This is a genomic window from Pseudoramibacter porci, assembly GCF_009696145.1.
GTDB classification, from domain to species: Bacteria; Bacillota; Clostridia; order Eubacteriales; family Eubacteriaceae; genus Pseudoramibacter; species Pseudoramibacter porci.
Map to the genome: position 1 here is coordinate 54,765 of NZ_VUMO01000008.1, position 19,129 is coordinate 73,893.

A 19,129-nucleotide genomic window follows, 5' to 3' on the forward strand; every position below is an offset into this window, starting at 1 on the left:
GTTATTGCCGAAAGGAGACACAACCATGGCAGAGAAAACCACACGGATGCAAAAGTTGTCGGTCGACGAGCTGGCTGCTTTTGCGGGGCAGATGGCGCTGGTCATCCAATCGGGACTGCCGGTGCTCGACGGCCTGGAGATCATGCGTGACGACGCCGAAAACGACGGCGAACGGGTCATTCTCGACGCGATGCGCGACGTCTTCCGCGAGACGGACAGCTTAAGCCAGGCGATGACGGCCACCGGCGTCTTCCCGGCGTACATGACCGCCATGGTCAACACCGGAGAAGTGACCGGCAATCTTGACCGGGTTATGGCCCAGCTGGAGGGGCATTATCGGCGGGAGAGCAGCCTGCGCGCGAGTATCTACCAAGCCGTGGTCTACCCGGTGATTTTGTCGATCATGGTCACGGCGGTCGTCTTGATTCTCGTGGTTCAGGTCATGCCGGTGTTTGACCGGGTATTCCAGGAGCTGGGAACCCGTATGACCGGCCTGCCCCTGGTGCTGTCTCGTTTGGGCAATGCCCTCAGCGGGGTCGGCTTTGGGGTGATCGTCGCAGTGCTGGCATTGGCGGCGATGTTGTTGATCGCAGGCAGGTCGGAACACGGCGCAGCCCGGCTTCAAGCGTGGGCCAGCCGGATGCCGGGGCTTCGCAGCTTGTGGCAGGCGGAAGCGGCGGCGCGGTTTGCGGCCCACATGAGCCTGGTACTCGTTAGCGGGCTGACGGTCGATGAGGGGCTGGATATGGCGATAGATTTAATCCCCGATGTTGGTTTTGCGCACAAGCTGGCCGACTGCCGCAAACGGATGGCAGACGGCGCGTCTTTTTCGTCGGCGGTGCGGCAAAGCGGCATCTTCTCGGGCATGTACGCCCAGCTGGTCGAGATGGGCAGCCGGACGGGGAATATGGACGAGGCGCTGGAAAAGGTGGCCGATTTATGTCAGGCTGAGCTGGACACCCGGATCGATACGCGGATCGCGCGGCTGGAGCCGGCCTTGGTCATCATCATGTCGGTGATCGTCGGCGGTATTCTGCTGTCGGTGATGGTGCCGCTCATGAGCATCATGTCGGCCCTGTGAGCCGCAGGAACAGGAACCAAAGATGAAACGATTCACCAGAACTCAAGGCAGCGGCCGTTCTTTTGGGACGGCGGCCCTCACCGCCTTGCTGTGCTTTTGCGCGATTGTGCTGCTGACGGTCTACGGTATGAACCGGATCAACCGCGGCAACACCCAGCGTCAGGAGAAGGCCTTGAAGCGGGCGGTGAACTGGGACATCACCCTGTGCTACGCCTGGGAGGGCCGATACCCCCCGAGCGCGGCCTATTTATCGACACATTACGGCCTGATGTACGACCGCCGGGCTTTCGCCGTGAAAGTTCAGCCGCGGGGCGCGAACCTCCGCCCCGACGTTGCGGTCATTCGAAAAGACGGGGCCGGGGAGTGAAGCACAATGGATAACAGGACATTTCGCATCAACAGCGTGCTGCCGATTCTGCTGTTCTGCGCCTTTGCGCTGTTCGCGCTGTGGGTAGCCTCCACCTCGGTGCGTACCTACAGACAGGAGCAGGCGGCGGCTCAGGAGAATGAGACCGGGCGGATGATCTCGGCCTACATTGACCAGAAGATTCGGCAGGCTGACCCCGGGACGGTGTCAATCGGCACCTTTGGTGGCAGGCAGGCCCTGGTTATCGCCCAGTCGGACGGCAGCTGGACGACGTACGTTTACCGCTTCGGCAGCCGCATGATGGAGCAGGCGGTGCAGCGCGGCGCCTCGGCTGACCCGGCGGGCGGCACGGAAATCGCCGAAGTGACAACTTTTCAGCTGAAAATGGTGAAGCCAAATCTGCTGCGGGTGCGGTTTACCCCCTTGGGCGGCCGCGTGAAGACGGCGTACATGACCGTGAGCAGCGGGTTGTGAGTGTGTCTGAGATACCAACGAGGAGATAAAAATGGACGGCCTGAATATTCGCAGGCGCCGGCGCAGCTGGGGCCCGCTCTTGATGGAATTATTAATGGCGATGCTGATCTTCGCCCTGGTCAGCTCGGCGGCGACGGTGCTTTTCGCCCGAGCCAGCGCCATGAGCACCGAAGCGTCGCGGCTGTCCTGGGCGTCAGACCAGGCTGGGGACGTCAGCGCGATATTTAGAACCTCGGATTCGGTTCAGGCCTTTGTCGACACTTTGACCCAGGCTTTTCCGAAGACGGCCGTGAAGACCGACAGTGCCGGCCGGTCGGTTTTGACCCAGCGCTACACGGCGGCGCTGAAGCCGACGGCTGATTCAAAAAAAACGGCGGTCACCGTGCGCATCACGGCCTGGACGGCAGAGGGCACAATGCACACCCGCATCGTCATTTGGGATCGGCATCGGACTTTGTATCAGGTGAGCTGTCGGCGCCAAATCGACAGTTGAGCACCGCAGAGATTAAAGGGGATCACATGAGCCAAAACAACACAGCCCGGAGGGACGGGCGGAGCTGGCAGGCGATGCCCATCGGCATCGCGCTGCTGATGACCGTCTTCATCGCGGTGTGCCTGACGGTCCTTAGCGTCGGCGCCTACGTGACGGCAAAAGAAGACAACCGCCGCGCCCAGCGCCACGCAGCTCGGCAGACGGCGTATCAAAATGCGGCCAACCAGGCGGAGCAGGTCTGCGCCCAGCTGGATCGGGGTGTTGCGCCGGCGGTGGCTGGGGCATCCTGGCACCCGTCAACGCAGACGGTCACCGTGAAAATGAAAACCGGTGGGACCCTGAAGGCCGGCGTCAGCGCGGTCAGTGGGCGGCATCGGATCACGTGGATGCAGGTGGTGCCGGCAGCGCGCGGCGGCGCGGGGGATGACCCAACGGTGTCCGGCCTGCAGTGAGCAGTGAATCGAAGGAAGGAGGGGACAATGCGGATCATAGATATCTTGAAAAAAGCGGTGGTGATGGATGCCTCCGACGTGTTCATTGTCGCCGGCATGCCGCCGGGCCTGCGGGTGAACGGCGACATTGTCAAAACAGACGGCGAAAAATTGATGCCCGACGACACGGCACAGCTCATTGCGGAGATTTATCAGCTGGCCGGCGGCCGGGCGATGGCGGCCTACGAGGCTTCAGGCGACGACGATTTCTCTTTTTCGATTTCGGGGCTGTCCCGTTTCCGGGTCAGCGCCTATCGCCAGCGGGGCTCGCTCGCGGCGGTGATCCGGGTGATTAACCTGGGGCTGCCGGACCCGAAGGCCATCGGCATTCCCGACGAGATCGTGGCATTGGCCGACGCCCGGGACGGCATGGTGCTTGTGACCGGCCCCGCCGATAGCGGCAAGTCCACGACCCTGGCCTGCATCATCGACCGCATCAATTCGACGCGCAGCGCCAACATCATCACCCTCGAAGATCCGATTGAATACCTCCACCGGCACAAAAAGGCCATTGTCAGCCAGCGGGAAATGGCGGCGGATTCCGAGAGCTATGTGACCGCCCTTCGGGCGACCCTGCGCCAAAGCCCGGACGTCATCCTCCTTGGCGAGATGCGGGATTTCGAGACCATTTCCGTCGCGATGACCGCCGCGGAAACCGGCCACTTCCTGCTGTCGACCCTGCACACGGTCGGCGTGGCCAACACGATCAACCGGATCATCGACGCCTTCCCGGCCAATCAGCAGCGCCAGGTGGCCATTCAGCTCTCCATGGTGCTCAGGGCCGTGGTGTCCCAACAGCTGGTACCGACCGTGGACGGCACGGTCATCCCGGTGTTTGAAATGATGCGGGTCACCCCGGCGGTTCAAAACATGATCCGGGAAAATAAAATTGCACAGATCGGCGCCGCCGTTCAAAGCGGACGCGAAGGCGGCAGCCTGACCTATGACGGCAGTTTGTATCAGCTCGCGAAAGCGGGACGTATTACCGCGGCCACCGCGGTTCAATACGCCAGCGAGCCTCAGACAATGCGCCGCCGGCTTGGAAAGGAGTGAAATTGTGAACACATACAAGGCTGTGTTTTTCAGTCAATTCATGCTGACAGACGGGGCGGTGACCCTGACGCAGGAAGAAATGCGTTCGAACCGGCTTTTGAACCTGCTCTCTTTTTTGATCGTCAATCGGGGCCGGAATTTGAGCCTCAGCGAGATCAGCAGCGCCGTCTGCGGTGAAGAAGCGGAGCAGAACGGTCCGGGCGTGGTCAAAAATCTCGTCTGGCGGATGCGCAAGCTTTTGAAAACCAAATGGCCGGAGGAATCCTTCATCCTCACCTTTCGAGGGGGCTACAAGCTGAACCCCGAGCTTTCGGTGGCAACGGATTACGAGGACATGGAGGCACTGATCCGCCAGGCCGACCAAACCGACGCGCCGGAAGCGCAGGCCGCGCTTTTGAACCGGGCCTTTGAGCAGTACACCGGGCCCTTTATGGCCGGGGATGAAAACGGCCGTTGGGCGGCGAATCTTGCGGTCTATTTGCAAAACGATTATATGGCGACGGCGAAGCGGCTGGCCGCCCTGTACGAATCCTTCGGGCAGTACGCCGACGTGGAGCGGGTGGTCCGCCGCGCGGTGGTCGAGGAGCCGCTGGACGAGACCCTCTGGTCGATTCTGATCCGCAGCTACGGCGAGGACGGCAAAATGCAAATGGCGGAAGAAACCTTCCAGCAGGTTTCGGAATCGCTGTACAAAACCCTGGGCATCGGACCGTCGGAAGAATTGACCGATGCCTACAAATCGACGCTGGAGCAGGTGGGCAGCGAGGCCGCCGGTGTGGAGGCGGTCATGCACGTCCTTCAGGAGGCGGATCAGCCCGAGGGGGCGTATTACTGCGAAATCGGCGTGTTCAAGAAAATCTACGAGCTGACCGCCAGACGGCTCAGCCGCCTCGGCTTTCCCGTACACATCGCGCTGATCAACCTGGAATTGCGGGACGGCAAGGCGAAGGGCGACGCCAACGCCGCGCTGGAGCGCGGTATGGCGCAGATGAAGGCCTGCATCGTCAGCACACTGCGGACCGGAGACGTGGCCGCGCGCTACAGCCGCACCCAATTTGTCGTGCTGCTGCCGGCCTGCCAATACGAGACCGGCGAGGTGGTGATGCACCGCATTTTCAATAAATTTGACCGGCAAAAGGGAAGTGACAGGTACCGCCGCTGTTTTACCTTGCGGGAAGTGCTGGGGAACTCAAACGAGATAGTACTTCCCGCGTTTAATCGGAACAGCGCCTCCGCGCTGCGGGTCTGCATTGACGATCAGCTGGCCAACGGCGAGTTCGGCGGCCACATCACCGGCGTCGCGGTGCGGACACCGGTGCATTTCGAAGGCGCCCTCACTTTTGTGCGGGCGGTGAATCAGATTTTGGACGAAGTGGGGCGGCCGAAGACCAACGCCATTTCCCGAAAGTTCGGCGGCGGACCGTGCGAAGGGGCGGCCATGGACTGGCAGTACGCGCCGACACACTACCATACGCCGGAAGCGGTCGCCCAGGATACCGGTGCGCTCAAAACCTTTGATATTCAGTTTTCGGGGCGGAACCAGAATACCTGGCAGGGAACGCTCTTTGACGATACCGGCCGGGAGGCGGCCTTTGTCAGTGAGCTCGATCTGGTGCGCCAGGTGAAAAAAATGTACGGTTGAGCCGCGCGTAAGACAATCTTGAGACCAGAGAGACCTATGATAGTAATAAGTTTTAAACAACCGGGAGGAAATTATGAATTCGTTCATCATTGACGTACTGGAAACCCGGAATCAGACCTGGCAGGGCACAGTGACCTGGGTAGGCAGCGACGAGACCAAGCATTTTCGCAGTGCGCTCGAGCTCGTCGAGTTGATCGACTCCGTCGTCGGGGGAGAACGGCCTGAATTCGAGAATCGCGAGCACAAGAAAACGGACGCCCAATAGGCGGAGTACAAAAAAGAAGCAGATATGTCTGAGAAAGGCACATCTGCTTCTTTTTTTGCGGCGGGTCAGTCGCCGATCTGCAGGCTCTCGGTGCATTTTCCCCGGCCGAGGGTCTTCACCGTGACCGTCAGCCGCCCGCTTTTTTGTGGCAGCAGGGTGTAGGTGTTCCGGCTTTCCTGCATGATGGGCACGGCCTGCCCGTCCACCGCGGCGGTGACCGAGCGCACGGGCAGCACGGCGTTGACCGTCAGCGTGACCGCCGGCCGCCCGGTGAAGGGGCTGACACCACCGGCCCGTGTGAGCTGGCCCTTTGGATTTACGAAGAGCAGCGGAAATATCACGAGGACGGCAGCCGCCAGGGCGATGAGCCAGCGCAGGACCGTGGATTTCTGTTTCAAATACACGTCGTAGGCGGCGATCATCTCGAGGGGCACGGTGTTTTCCGGCAGCTTCAGCCGGTCCAGCAGATCGATGAGCAGGATCTCCGACACATCCGCGCTGAGGGTCGGCCGGGGGCGTTTATCCCGGGGGGCGTCGCGGCCGCTGGTGCGGACGTAGTCTAAAATTTTCGCCTCGATGTGGCGGAGGGCGTCGGCAGCCTTGGCTGGGGTGTCGATGCGGCCGATGGCCTGGACGAACAAGACGTAGAGCTTGGCGACGCAGTCCTGGACGAGGTAGGCGCTGCCAAGCTGGCGGTAGAAGTCGCGGTAGACCTGCTCGGCCGTCAGGGCGTAGAAGGCGGCGAAGGCGTTGCCGTCCCGGCTGCGGATGCCGTCGATCAGGCCTTGCACGTAGTCGGCGTTGGCCTTGGCCGTGAGCGCGTGAAAGGGATGAAAAGCGTTAGACATGGGGAGCCGCCTCCTGCGGCGCTGCCGGGAGGGTGTGGCGCTCCTCGGCGGGGTTCAATCGGCGGTTGGCCGCCGCGAGCAGCGTCACGATATCCTGGCTTTGGGCCGAATCGTTGAAAGCTGCACCAATGGTGTAGCGGATGGGCGGATGGTCAGGCTGGCTGTTGTACTGGGCGATTTTCTCGGCGACGCGCTTGAGAAACACGTCGACCTCTTCCCGAGTGAGGTCCTCCGAGAGGGCCGCGAAGCGGCAGCCGCCGTTGCGCGCGACGAAGAAATCGTCGAGGGCGGCCAGATTCAGCGTGATGGAAAAGCGCTTGAGGGCTTCGTTGCCGCCGGCCCGGCCGAAGGTCTGGTTGATCTCCTGAATGTTGACGATCTCGAGGGCGATACAGGCGAAGGTCGGCGCCAGCGGCTGCCCTTCGAATTTGTCGAGGAGGGCGTCGATGCTGGTGCGGTTCGCGATTTTTGAGACCGGATCGGAGCCCAAGGTCTCGAGCATTTTCTCGTAGGCCTGCTGTTGTTCGGCGAACAGGGAAAAATCCAAAAAGATAAAGAAAAAAGAAAGGGCGAGGACCGCCCACAGGAGCAGCACTGCGCTGCGGCGGTCGCCCCCGCGGACGACGATGACGACCGCGGAGAGCGCGGCGAGGAATAGAAACAGCACGAGCTGAATGGTTTTGAAGCGATCGATTTTCTTCATAATGGCGGGGCACCTCCTGGGTCATAAGACAAAAAAGTCATAATCTATGAATTAATTAAGCAGAAATTAACGAAATGAGACCCGCGTGTGACGGAGGCCCTTTATACTTAAGACAATCCAAAATTGAGAGAGCTGTCTGCCGTTTACACTCCCGGCCAAAGGGGACAGGTCTCAAAGGCATTATAACACGATCGCGGTGAAATTTCATCTAGGGATCGGGGCCGGGCGTTTCAGGAGGCAGAAGATGACAGAACGACTTCGCGACTTTCGGGCATCACCCGTTGGCCCGCCGCCGGAAGCGGCATCGGGACCGGCCGCCTTCAAACACAAAGCGCTGAGCATCGCCTGCGGGGTGGCCGCCGCAGCGGCTGTACTAACCGCATTGATGGTTTTCGTATTCGGGATCTCCCGGGTACAGGGCAATTCAATGGCCCCGGCCTACCGAAACGGCGACATCGTCTGGTTCGTCCGCAGTGGCAATCATTTGCACCGCGGCACTGTCGTCGCCGTCGGGATGCCGAGCGGCGACCGCTACATCAAACGGATCGCGGCGGTGCCGGGCGACACGGTGGACATCCGGGACGGCCGCCTCTACGTCAATGGCGCAGCGGTGAAGGAATCCTACGCCAGAGGCCGGACCGAGAAAAATCCGAACGGTCTCATGATCTACCCTTACACCCTGCCGGAAGGCAAGTATTTCGTTCTCGGCGACAACCGGCGGCATTCGGCCGACTCCCGAACCTTCGGACCCGTGTCCGCCGCGCAAATCCAGGGGAAAATACTCGGTAAAGAGTAAACGTTTAATAGATTGATTCGTAAATGGCCAATTTTACATCTCGCCATTAGATGTCACCATTATATAAGGAGGAAAACAAATGATTCAGGCTTATTACACCTTTTGCCACGAGACCCTGCACATTCACATGTACACGATCCCGCTGATCGTGGCGGCAGCTCTGGCCGTGCTCTTCGGACTGCTGCACTGGCGCAAACAGAAAAAACGCCAGGAGGATTTCGAAGACGAAATGGAAGAAAAATATGGCAATTCGGAAAACGGCGCCGCGCAGAAGAGCGGACCGCTGTTCTTTTAACCGATTGGGAGGAGCGGTATGAAATTTTTAATGACTCACACCCAGGTCAATTTTGACATCTGGGCACTCTTGACCCTCATCGTTTTGATTTGCGCCATCGTGGTCCTCATCGTGCGCAAGCTGAAGATGAAGGAGATCAAGGACGATCTGCAGGATCAGATTGACGATCAGGACCAGCGCCGTGTCCACACGACGCAAGACGGATAGATCATAAGGGAAAGGAGAACGCATTTATGAAGACCTTTAAGAAGAAGAGCTACAAAAAGACGAAAAACGTCAGAAAATGGGTCGCGCTGTTCCTCACTTTGGCCATGGTTGCGACCAGCGGCCTGATCACGACAGCGCAAAACCTTTTCGGTGCGGACGAAGACGTCTACAACGCAGCTCAGGAACAAGCGCAGACGGTTGCGGCCGACAGCGCTGCAGCGCCGAGCGCATCGACCGACAGCGCCGCAGGCAGTGCGGCGGCCCAGAGCACGGCTTCGACCTCTGAATCGGCGAGCACACCGGCCGCCTCGAGCACATCGGCTGAATCGAGCACGTCGAGCAGCGCGGCGCAAAGTGTGTCGGCCAGCGCGCCGGCGTCTTCCGATCAGACGGCGGATTCGTCCAGCCAGACGGTCGACGTGCCGTCGATCGAAGTAGACATCCCTCAGGCGGAAGAAGAAGCTGACAAAAAACCGGCACAGTCTTTCAGCAGAACCGCGGGCAACGGCGTGACCGTTCACGTCAGCGCACCGGAAGGCGCCCTGCCGGAAAATTCCAGCATGAGCGTCTCGGCGGTTTCCACGGGCACCGCGAAAAGCATCGCGAAATCGACTGCTTCCGGTGAGGTGAAGGATGCCGTCGGCGTCAACATCACCTTCCACAATCAGGACGGCGCGGAAATTGAACCGGAAGCCAGCGTCAGCGTCTCCATGTCGCTGAGCCATCGCCTCGACGGCGACCGCTTTGCCGTGTCGCACCAGACCGACAGCGGCAACGTCACAGCGGTTTCGGCCAGCGCCAGCGCCAGCGGCGCGAGCTTCTCCGGCAGTTCCTTCTCCATCTACGTCATCTCCGGCGTCGGCACGTCTGAAGAAAGCCCGGCGGTCGCGACGTATCAATTCCACGATTTGAGCGGCAGTGTCATCGACACTCAGAAAGTCAAGACGGGCGACACCCTGAAAAAGCCGGCCTCTCCAGAAAAGGATGGCTACAAATTTATCGGCTGGGCGAGATCAAAAGATGCGAAAACCGCGGATTTTGACGGCTTTGGTACGGTGACAGTGAGCGCGGTGGAAACCGTGAACCTGTACCCGGTCTTCAAAGAAGTGCATTACGTCTTCTTCATGGACAGCGCAGGCAGCGATGCGAAAGTTTCTACGACCAAAGAAGGCATCAACGGCGACACCATCGCGACGTCCGGCGTCAAGCTCCCGCTGAGCTCAACGGAAAGCGTCACCGGATGGTACACTGACCCAGCGCTGACCCATCCTGTGGGCGATTCGGTGACCCTCGGCACGGAAAACATCAAGCTGTATCCAAAGATTGAAAAGGGGCATTACCTGTATTTCGACGCCAAGGGCGGTACCTACATCGAGCCGCAGTTTGTCAAGGCGGACGGCCAGACGAAGGAACCGGCCGCGCCCAAACGCGCTGGCTACACCTTCAAGGGCTGGTCAGCGAGCGAAAGCGCCCAGGTGGCGACTTACACCTTTGGCGGCGGCCTGACCGAAGACACCACGATTTACGCGGTGTGGGAAGCCAAGAAAGACACCCAGTACACGGTCATTTACTGGTGGGAAAACGCCAATGACAGCGGGTATTCGTATCACGAGTCGACAGCTAAAAAGGGGCAGTCCGGCGCGACAGTCAGCACCAGCGCATTAGCCAAAACTTATGACGGCTTTACCCTGAACACGGACAAAACGAAAAAATCAGTGACGATCGCGGGCGACGGTTCCACCATCGTCAACATTTACTACACCCGCAACACCTATGCCATTAAATTCTACAAAGCTGAATGGCAAGGTTATAGGTATTGGGGACATTATGAATGGCCTGAGATGACAGAGCTTAGGATCACCGCGAAGTACGGCGCCGATATTGCCGTCAAATGGCCGTCTGCCACCTCTAAGATTTGGGGGACGAAGAAAGGCGAGAATGGCCAGGGCGACGCACCTTATCAATCGGGGATCGCCACCATGCCCCTCGACGGCGGCGCATTCTATTACGTGAGCCAAAATGGAAGCTACACCATGAACCTCAACTATTACGTTGAAGGGCTTGACGGTAAGTACACCCTGGACCACACCGACAGTTTTAAAACGGATAATACGGAATGGTCAACAACAGCTGAGGATCACTACGATATTGCGGGCTTCACTTATACGAATAATGTAAAAGATGGATCTAAATTTGAAAAGGTCACGCGTAATACTTATAAAGTTGACTTCAAGTACAGCCGCAATACCTACGACATCAATTTCATCAACGGCGACAACAAAAGGTCCGAATCCTACAAGTACGGCGCAGATATCAGCGGCGTCGATTTAAAAACAGCGCCGGAACGCCCGAGCGGCGTGCCGGAAGGCTACACCTTCGCCGGCTGGTACGACAACGAACTCGGCGCAGGGGACCCGGTCAAATTGTCCGGAACGATGCCGGCAAAGAACATCACGCTCTACGCCAAATGGGAAGCGCCGGAAGTTTCCGGGAAAGCCTACCTCGCGATTCACGGCGGCGATTCGATCTCGCTGAAAGTTGAATACGGCGGCACGATCGACGAAGGCGCGATGCCGACAGTGGTCGACAGCGAAGGCAACGTCCTCCAGAACGGCAGCAGCCAGAAAGTCACCGTCCCCGAAGGCTACGACTGGAAGGGCTGGGCGACGAAGTCCGGCGACAGCTACACGCTGTACAATTTCAACACCAAGGTCCATGGCGACGTCGAGCTCTACCCCTATTACGTCAGCAACGGCAAGTACCAAGTCCAATACAGCGCGGGCGACGGCAAAGGCAGCGCCAGCGACAGCAAATGGTACGCCATTGACGCCAAGGCGGATATTCAATCGGCCAAGGGCATCACGGCGCCAACCGGTAAAGTCTTCCTGTACTGGCAGTCTGAAACCGGCGACGCTTACTACCCGGGCGATAAAATCACGATCACCGAAGCCAACGCCAAGGGCGACCACATCATCACCCTGACCGCGATCTATGGCGACAAAACCGCGACGACGAGCCTGACTTATTACTCCAATTATCCGGACGACGCCATGGGTACCGACGGCAGCGCCAAGGTGCAGCAGACGGCCAACGGCGGCACCAATTTGGACAACAACACGAGACTGACAGCCCTGGCCCTCGCGGGCGCTAAATTTGAAGCCCCGTTGAACTACACCTTCGACGGCTGGCAGGACGGCGACGGCAAAGACGTCGCGGCGGGCGCTGAAATCCTTGTGGACAACATCGGCGACAACAAACTTTACGCGAAGTGGAAACCGGTGCCGAAGATCAAGATCACCGTCAAGCCGGCGGATAAATCCAAGACCTACGACGGCACCGCACTGAAAGCCGACAGCTATACCATCACCGACGGGGCTCTTGCTGACGGCGACACCCTCACCGTGACTTACAGCGGCAGCCAGACCAATGTCGGCACCGCCACCAGCCAGATCGCTTCGATTAAAGTCACCCGCGGCAGTGTAGACGTCACCCGTCTGTACGACATCACCAAGGCCACCGGCAGTCTGACTGTTAAGGCAAAGGAAGTCACCGTCAAGGCGGACGACAAAACCAAGACCTACGGCACGGCGGACCCGTCCCTCACCGTATCAGTGAGCGGCACGATCAATGGCGACCGCATTACGCACAGCATCAGCCGTGAAGACGGCGAAGCAGTCGGCACCTACACCATCACGCCGAGCGGCGATGAAAATCAGGGCAACTACAAGGTGAAATACGAAACGGGCACCCTGACCATCACCAAGGCGGCCACCATGACCGTCACCGCGAGCGGCTACACCGGCGTCTACGACGGCGAAAGCCACGCGGCAAGCGCGAGCGCATCGGTCACCGACGGCACGACGATTTATTACAAAGTCGACGGCGGCGAATGGACGACCGAAGCGCCGAGCATCAAGAACGTCGGCGAAAAGATCGTCTCGGTCAAGGCGGAAAATGCCAATTACGAAACCGCGACCGCGAAGGCGACGCTGAAAGTCACCCCGAAGGCGGTCGCCGTCACCGCGGACAACCAGACCAAGAATTACGGCGAGGCGGATCCTGTGCTCACGGCCAAAGTCGAAGGCACGCTGAACGGCGACAAGGTGGATTACAAGCTCAGCCGCGAAAAAGGCGAAAAGGTCGGCACCTACGCCATTACGCCGGAAGGCGACGCCGAGCAGGGCAATTACACCGTCACCTACAAACCGGGCACCTTAACCATCGTCAAGGCGGGCACCTTGTCCGTCACGGCGACCGGCTACACGGGTGTCTACGACGGCGAAAGCCACGCAGTCAGCGCGAGCGCATCGGTCACCGACGGCACGACGATTTATTACAAAGTCGACGGCGGCGACTGGACGACCGAAGCGCCGAGCATCAAGGATGTCGGGACGAAGACCGTCTCCGTCAAGGCGGAAAATGCCAATTACGAAACGGCGGAAGCCGCCGCGACCCTCACCGTCACCAAACGGACGGTCATCATCACCTCAGGCAGCGCCGAAAAAGAATACGACGGCACCACCCTGACCAACGACACCATCACGATCACAGGCGACGGCATTGTCGGTGACGAAATCAAGAACATCCGGGCCACCGGTTCGATCACCGAGGTTGGACACAAGTTCAACAAAATTGAATACGACCTCACGAGCGAACACTACAAAGACGGCAATTACAGCATCATCCTCAAGGCGGGGACCTTGACCGTGACGAAGAACGCGACAGCACAGATCGACGTCACCGCACACGACGCGAAGAAGGCCTACGACGGCACTGCCCTGACTCAGAGCGGCTATTCGATCACCGGCCTGCCGGAAGGCTTTACGGCTGAAGTCACCACCAAGGGCAGCATCACAAATGTCGGCACGGCGGACAACGCGGTCGACAAAGTCGTCATCAGAAAAGACGGCAAGGACGTGACTGACTACTTTACCCGCATTACGAAGACCAAGGGCACGCTGACCGTCACCAAGCGGGAAGTCACCCTGACCGCTGAAAGTGCGTCCAAAGTTTACGACGGCACCGCCCTGACGAAACCAGACGTCAGCATCACGGGCAGCTTTGTAGACGGCGAAGTGACGGGCATCAAAGCCACCGGTTCGATCACCAAGGTCGGTTCGGTCACGAACGCGATCGCTTACACGACGCAATCTGGCTTTGACGAAAAGAATTACACCGTCACCATCAATGAAGGCACGTTGAAGATCACCAAGGTTCTGGGGACGACGGCCAGCGTCAGTGTCACCGCAAACAGCCACACCTGGACTTACGACGGCAAGACCCACCGCGACGACGGCTACACCGCGGCGGGCCTCCCAGACGATTACAAAGATAAGGGATTCAGCGTCACGGCCACAGTCGAAGGCACGATCAAGAACGCCGGCACGGCGGACAACACCGTCAAGAGCGCGGCGATCGTGTACAAAGGCGAAGACGTAACCGATCAGTTCGAAGCGCCGATCACCAAGAACAACGGCACCCTGACGGTGGCACCGAGATCCGTCACGGTTGAAAGTGCGAGCGACTCTAAAGTGTTCGACGGCAAACCGCTGACCAATTCGAAAGTGACCATCGGCGGCGACGGATTTATAGACGGTGAAGTCAAAGTCACAGCCACCGGCAGCATCACCAAGGCCGGCTCGACCGCGAACACCATCGAATACCAGAACCTCGGCAGCTTCAACAAAGCCAATTACAGCATCAAAGAAACCCTCGGCACTCTGACGGTGACGAAAAAAGCCAACGCCGTAACGATTACGGCGAAGACGGCCGACAAGCCCTACGACGGCACGGCATTGACAGCCGGCTACGACTGGACTGCGCCGGAAGGCTATACCGTCACAGCTCAAACCGACGGCAGCATCACCGACACCGGCAAGACCGCGAACAAGATCGCGTCTTACCAGATTCTGGATGCGGACGGCAACGACGTCACCGATCAATTCGAAGGCGTCACCGTAAGCGACGGTACCTTGAAGGTCACCAAGCGCCAGGTCACCCTGACCAGCGCCGGCGCTACCAAGGAATACGACGGCACAGCCTTGACCCGCCCAGACGTTACGGTCGGCGGAGACGGCTTTGTAGACGGCGAAGTGAGCGATATCAAAGCCACCGGCAGCATTACAGAAGCCGGTTCGGTGAAGAACACCATCGCCTACACGAAAGGCGACGGCTTCAAGGTCAGCAACTACGACATCACGAAGACAGAAGGCGACTTGGTCGTCACGGCCAATCAAACGGCCGCGATCGTCATCACCGCCCCAACGGACAGCAAGCTTTACGACGGCACCGCGCTGACAGCGGGCGCCGCAAAAGTCACGGGCCTGCCGGAAGGCTTCAGCGGCACCGCAAGCGCCGCCGGCACCATCACCGACGCGGGCACGACCACGGCGATTGTCGATCAGGATTCTGTCAAGATCACGAAAGACGGCGCAGACGTGACGCGCAATTTCGCGAACATCACGTACAAAGAAGGCAAACTGACCGTCAATCCGAGAACGGTCACCCTGACCTCTGACAGCGCATCCCGCGCCTACAACGGCGAAGCGCTGACCCGGCCAGACGTCACCGTCGGCGGCGACGGCTTTGTCTCAGGCGAAGTCTCGAAAATTAAAGCCACCGGCACCATCACGGAAATCGGCCAGGTGGACAACACCATTACTTACACGACGGGCGGCGGCTTTAAGGCTAAGAACTACAAGATCACGACCCGCGAAGGCCAGCTGGCAATCACGGCCAACACGACGGCGATCACCATCAAGGCCAACGACGCCGAAAAGGTCTACGACGGCAAAGCGCTGAGCGACAGCGGCTACACGATAACCGGCCTGCCATCAGGATTTGACGCAGAAATCGTCACCGAAGGCAGCATCACCAAGGCCGGCAATGCGGTCAACACCGTGAAGACGGCAGTCATCAAGAAAGACGGCCGCAACGTCACCAGCCAGTTCTCGGGCATCACGCTCCAGAACGGCACCCTGGTCGTCAAGCCGAGACCGGTGACGGTTGAAAGCGCGAGCGCCTCTAAGGTGTACGATGGCAAACCGTTGACCAATTCAAAGGTCACAGTCGGCGGCCAAGGTTTTGTGGACGGCGAAGTCAAAGTCACGGCGACCGGCAGCATCACCAAGGCCGGCTCGACCGCCAACACCATCGAATACCAGAACCTCGGCGGCTTCGACAAGAACAACTACAGCATCGAAGAAACTCTCGGCACCCTGACGGTGACGAAACACGCCAACGCTGTGACGATTACGGCGAAAACGGCTGAAAAACCCTACGACGGCACGGCCCTGACCGCTGACTACGACTGGACCGCACCGGAAGGCTACACGGTTTCGGCCAAAACAGACGGCAGCATCACCGACGCCGGCAAGGCCGCAAACAAGATTAAGTCTTACCAGATCTTGGATGCGGACGGCAAGGACGTCACCGATCAATTTGAAGGGGTCGAAGTCAACGAAGGCACCCTAACGGTCACCAAGCGCCAGGTTACCCTGACCTCCGATACAGTGGAAAGAGAGTACGACGGCACAGCATTGACCAGCCCGGTCGTCACGGTTGGCGGCGACGGCTTTGTAGACGGTGAAGTGAGCGATATCAAAGCCACCGGCAGCATCACAGAAGCCGGTTCGGTTAAGAACACCATTACCTACACGACCCAGGCTAAGTTCAAGGCCGACAACTACGACATCACGATTAACGAAGGGACATTGACCATTCGCAAGAACACGACCGCGCGGATCAGCGTCACCGCGCCGAGCGCCACCAAGGTTTACGACGGCACAGCCCTGACAGCTGGCAAAGCAGTCTTCTCAGGCCTCCCAGCCGGATTTGAAGGCAGCGCGGCCACCAGCGGCACGATCACCAACGTCGGCACAGCGAAAGCGAGCCTCAGCCGCGTCCAGATCACGAAGGACGGCAGAGACGTGACCGATCAATTCACAAACGTCACGATCAACGAAGGCACCTTGACGGTCACCAAGCGGCCCGTCACCCTGACCTCGGCGAGCTACACCCGCGCCTACAATGGCAGTGAGCTGACCCGTCCGAACGTCACCGTCGGCGGCAAGGGCTTTGTGGCAGGCGAAGTGAGCGATCTTAGAGCCACCGGTGCCATCACCAAGACCGGCTCGGTTAAAAACACCATCGCCTACACGCAAAACCGCGGATTCAGAGCGGACAACTACGACATCACGGTCAACGAAGGGACATTGACCATCACCCAGGTTCCGGCACAGACCGCAACCGTCGTCTTCACGGCGGCAAGCGGCACCTGGACCTACGACGGACAGGCTCACGGCACCAGTGACTTCACCGTCACCGGACTTGACAACATGCCCGAAGGCTTCACCGGCGAAGCCACTATCCGCGGCAGTGTCACCAACGTCAAAGACGGCACAGTTGCGAACACCTTCACCCGCTGCGCGGTGATGTACAAAGGTGAAGACGTCACCGATCAATTCGAAAGCGTCACCGCCCGCGAAGGCACCCTGCAGATCACACCGAGAAAGGTTACGCTGACCTCTGAAAGCGGCACCCACGTCTACGACGGCAAGGCCTTTACCAAACCGGACGTCACCATCGGCGGCCAGGGCTTTGTCTCAGGCGAAGCGACGGCAAAGGCGACTGGCACCATCACCAAGGTGGGCAGCGTCACCAACACCATCGAAATCCGCGGTGGACTGAAGTACGACGAAGCCAATTACAGCATTGAAAAGGCAGAAGGCACCCTGACGGTCACCAAGCACGAAGGCGCCGTCGTCATCAGCGCCGAATCGGCCAGCCGGCCGTACAACGGCCAGGCTCTGACGGCAGGCTACGCGGCCACCGCGCCGGACGGCTACACCGTCACCGCAGAAACCGAAGGCAGCATCACGAACGCCGGCAAGACCGCGAACAAGATTACGTCTTACAAGATCTTGAACGCGGACGGCGAAGACGTCACCGATCAGTTTGATGAAAACAAGATCACCGTCAACGACGGGACCCTCGAAGTCACGCCAAAGGCGGTCAAACTGAGCAGCGGCAGCGCCAAGAAGGAATACGACGGCAATGCCCTGACCAGCCCGGACGTCACCGGCGGCGAAGCCTTTGTGGCCGGCGAAGTGTTGAATCTCAGAGCTATCGGCTCGATCACCGATGTCGGCACCGCAGCTAACAAGATTGCTTACGACACAAACGACAGCTTCAAGAAAGGCAACTACCGCATCGAAACGCAGGAAGGCGAACTGGAAATCACGAAGAACACCACCGCCGCCATCCGCGTCACCGCGGCAAGCGCAGACAAGACCTACGACGGCACGGCCCTGACAGCCGGCGACGCCAAGGTCACGGGCCTGCCGACGGGATTCAGCGGCACCGCGAAGAGCCGCGGCACCATCACCGACGCCGGACAAACGGCCGCCACTGTCGATCGCGCCACCCTGGCCATCACGAAGGACGGCAAGAACGTCACCGACTTCTTCAAGAACATCAGCTACGACAACGGCACCCTGCGGATCGCCAAACGCGCCGTCACCTTGACTTCCGGCAGCGCGAGCAAGCCTTACGACAGAACCCCATTGACCAACAGCGACATGACAGTGAGCGGCGACGGCTTCGCGAAGGGCGAAGGCTTCAGCTACACCTTCCTCGGCAGCCAAACCGAACGCGGTGAAAGTGCGAACACCTTCAGCTACGCGGTTCAACCGGGCACCAACATCGCTAATTACGAAGTGACCGTGGTTTACGGCACCTTGAGAGTCGACGCGCCGGTGCTCTACGTCGCGACCATCCATTATCAGGATACGAACGGCAACACCCTGGCGCCGGACTACATTGGACAGTACATGGCGGGCGACAGCTTCAATATCGCCACCCCAACGGTCCCGGGTTACACCGCCAGACAGACCTACGTCGTCATGGCGAGCATGCCGGAACGCAACGTCGAAGTCACCGTGATTTACGACGCGAACACTGTGCCGACGCCGGTCGTCCCGGTCATTCCGGTGACGCCGGTCAACCCGACGCCGCCAGCGGCACCAACGGTTCCGCCGGCACCGGTCCGCACCATCGTGATCCCGGGCAACGTCAACGTTCCGGGCACCACACCGGGCGGCGCGGCCATCGTACCAGGTGACAACGGCGACACCCTCCAGGATCTCGACGATGTCAAGACGCCAAAAGGCCTCAAAGAAGATTTGGAAGCCTGCAACATTTTGCCATTCCTGTTCATGCTTCTGACCATGGCCGTCGTTATCCTCTACACCAAGATGATGAAGGACGATCAGCAGAAAATCTTTGACCTCACCGAAGAACTCGAAAATAAGAAAAGACAGTAACGGCATTTGAATCAAGCGGGCCGGCCCTACCAGGCCGGCCCGTTTTTTGCGCCATAAAAAATCGGCACCGCTGTTTTTCAGCGGTGCCGGTT

14 protein-coding genes are annotated in these 19,129 nt (G+C 59.3%); 12 read left to right on the plus strand and 2 right to left on the minus strand.

What is annotated here, in order from left to right; genetic code table 11:
• Positions 1-4: 4 nt before the first annotated feature.
• The 8 genes from FYJ52_RS07005 to FYJ52_RS07040 all read left to right on the plus strand — a co-directional run bounded on the left by FYJ52_RS07005 (position 5) and on the right by FYJ52_RS07040 (position 5,866).
• On the plus strand, positions 5-1,081 hold the full coding sequence (locus FYJ52_RS07005; RefSeq protein WP_154576514.1) for a type II secretion system F family protein: 1,077 nt from the start codon (positions 5-7) through the stop codon (positions 1,079-1,081).
• A gap of 22 nt (positions 1,082-1,103) precedes the next feature.
• Complete coding sequence (locus FYJ52_RS07010) at positions 1,104-1,448, plus strand: hypothetical protein (RefSeq protein WP_154576515.1); 345 nt, start codon at positions 1,104-1,106, stop codon at positions 1,446-1,448.
• 99 nt (positions 1,449-1,547) lie between these two features.
• A complete protein-coding gene (locus FYJ52_RS07015) occupies positions 1,548-1,922 on the plus strand; it encodes a DUF4860 domain-containing protein (protein ID WP_205960794.1) in 375 nt (124 codons plus the stop codon).
• 31 nt (positions 1,923-1,953) lie between these two features.
• Positions 1,954-2,415, plus strand: a complete 462-nt coding sequence (locus FYJ52_RS07020) for a hypothetical protein (RefSeq protein WP_154576517.1) — start codon at positions 1,954-1,956, stop codon at positions 2,413-2,415.
• 26 nt (positions 2,416-2,441) lie between these two features.
• Positions 2,442-2,867 (plus strand): hypothetical protein, encoded by a 426-nt coding sequence (locus tag FYJ52_RS07025; RefSeq protein WP_154576518.1) that lies wholly within the window; start codon positions 2,442-2,444, stop codon positions 2,865-2,867.
• A gap of 27 nt (positions 2,868-2,894) precedes the next feature.
• Positions 2,895-3,959, plus strand: a complete 1,065-nt coding sequence (locus FYJ52_RS07030) for a type IV pilus twitching motility protein PilT (protein WP_154576519.1) — start codon at positions 2,895-2,897, stop codon at positions 3,957-3,959.
• 4 nt (positions 3,960-3,963) lie between these two features.
• Complete coding sequence (locus tag FYJ52_RS07035; RefSeq protein ID WP_205960795.1) at positions 3,964-5,601, plus strand: BTAD domain-containing putative transcriptional regulator; 1,638 nt, start codon at positions 3,964-3,966, stop codon at positions 5,599-5,601.
• Positions 5,602-5,674: 73 nt separating this feature from the next.
• Complete coding sequence (locus FYJ52_RS07040) at positions 5,675-5,866, plus strand: hypothetical protein (protein ID WP_154576521.1); 192 nt, start codon at positions 5,675-5,677, stop codon at positions 5,864-5,866.
• Between the two features lie 65 nt (positions 5,867-5,931).
• On the opposite strand, the gene FYJ52_RS07045 is transcribed toward FYJ52_RS07040, so the two are convergent.
• Both FYJ52_RS07045 and FYJ52_RS07050 read right to left on the minus strand, forming a co-directional pair.
• On the minus strand, positions 5,932-6,714 hold the full coding sequence (locus FYJ52_RS07045) for an RNA polymerase sigma factor (protein WP_154576522.1): 783 nt from the start codon (positions 6,712-6,714) through the stop codon (positions 5,932-5,934).
• Positions 6,707-7,417 carry a GGDEF domain-containing protein gene (locus FYJ52_RS07050; RefSeq protein ID WP_154576523.1) on the minus strand — a complete coding sequence of 237 codons (711 nt, stop codon included), beginning with the start codon at positions 7,415-7,417 and terminating at the stop codon, positions 6,707-6,709. The genes FYJ52_RS07045 and FYJ52_RS07050 overlap by 8 nt, the downstream gene beginning before the upstream one ends.
• A 244-nt stretch (positions 7,418-7,661) precedes the next feature.
• On the opposite strand from FYJ52_RS07050, the gene lepB reads away from it, so the two are divergent.
• The 4 genes from lepB to FYJ52_RS07070 all read left to right on the plus strand — a co-directional run bounded on the left by lepB (position 7,662) and on the right by FYJ52_RS07070 (position 19,037).
• On the plus strand, positions 7,662-8,213 hold the full coding sequence (gene lepB / locus FYJ52_RS07055) for a signal peptidase I (RefSeq protein WP_154576524.1): 552 nt from the start codon (positions 7,662-7,664) through the stop codon (positions 8,211-8,213).
• Between the two features lie 79 nt (positions 8,214-8,292).
• Positions 8,293-8,508 carry a hypothetical protein gene (locus FYJ52_RS07060; RefSeq protein WP_154576525.1) on the plus strand — a complete coding sequence of 72 codons (216 nt, stop codon included), beginning with the start codon at positions 8,293-8,295 and terminating at the stop codon, positions 8,506-8,508.
• An 18-nt stretch (positions 8,509-8,526) separates the two neighbouring features.
• The gene (locus FYJ52_RS07065) at positions 8,527-8,715 is read left to right on the plus strand and encodes a hypothetical protein (RefSeq protein WP_154576526.1); all 189 of its coding nucleotides are present in this window, start codon (positions 8,527-8,529) and stop codon (positions 8,713-8,715) included.
• A 26-nt stretch (positions 8,716-8,741) separates the two neighbouring features.
• Complete coding sequence (locus tag FYJ52_RS07070) at positions 8,742-19,037, plus strand: MBG domain-containing protein (protein ID WP_154576527.1); 10,296 nt, start codon at positions 8,742-8,744, stop codon at positions 19,035-19,037.
• The last annotated feature ends 92 nt before the right edge of the window (positions 19,038-19,129 follow it).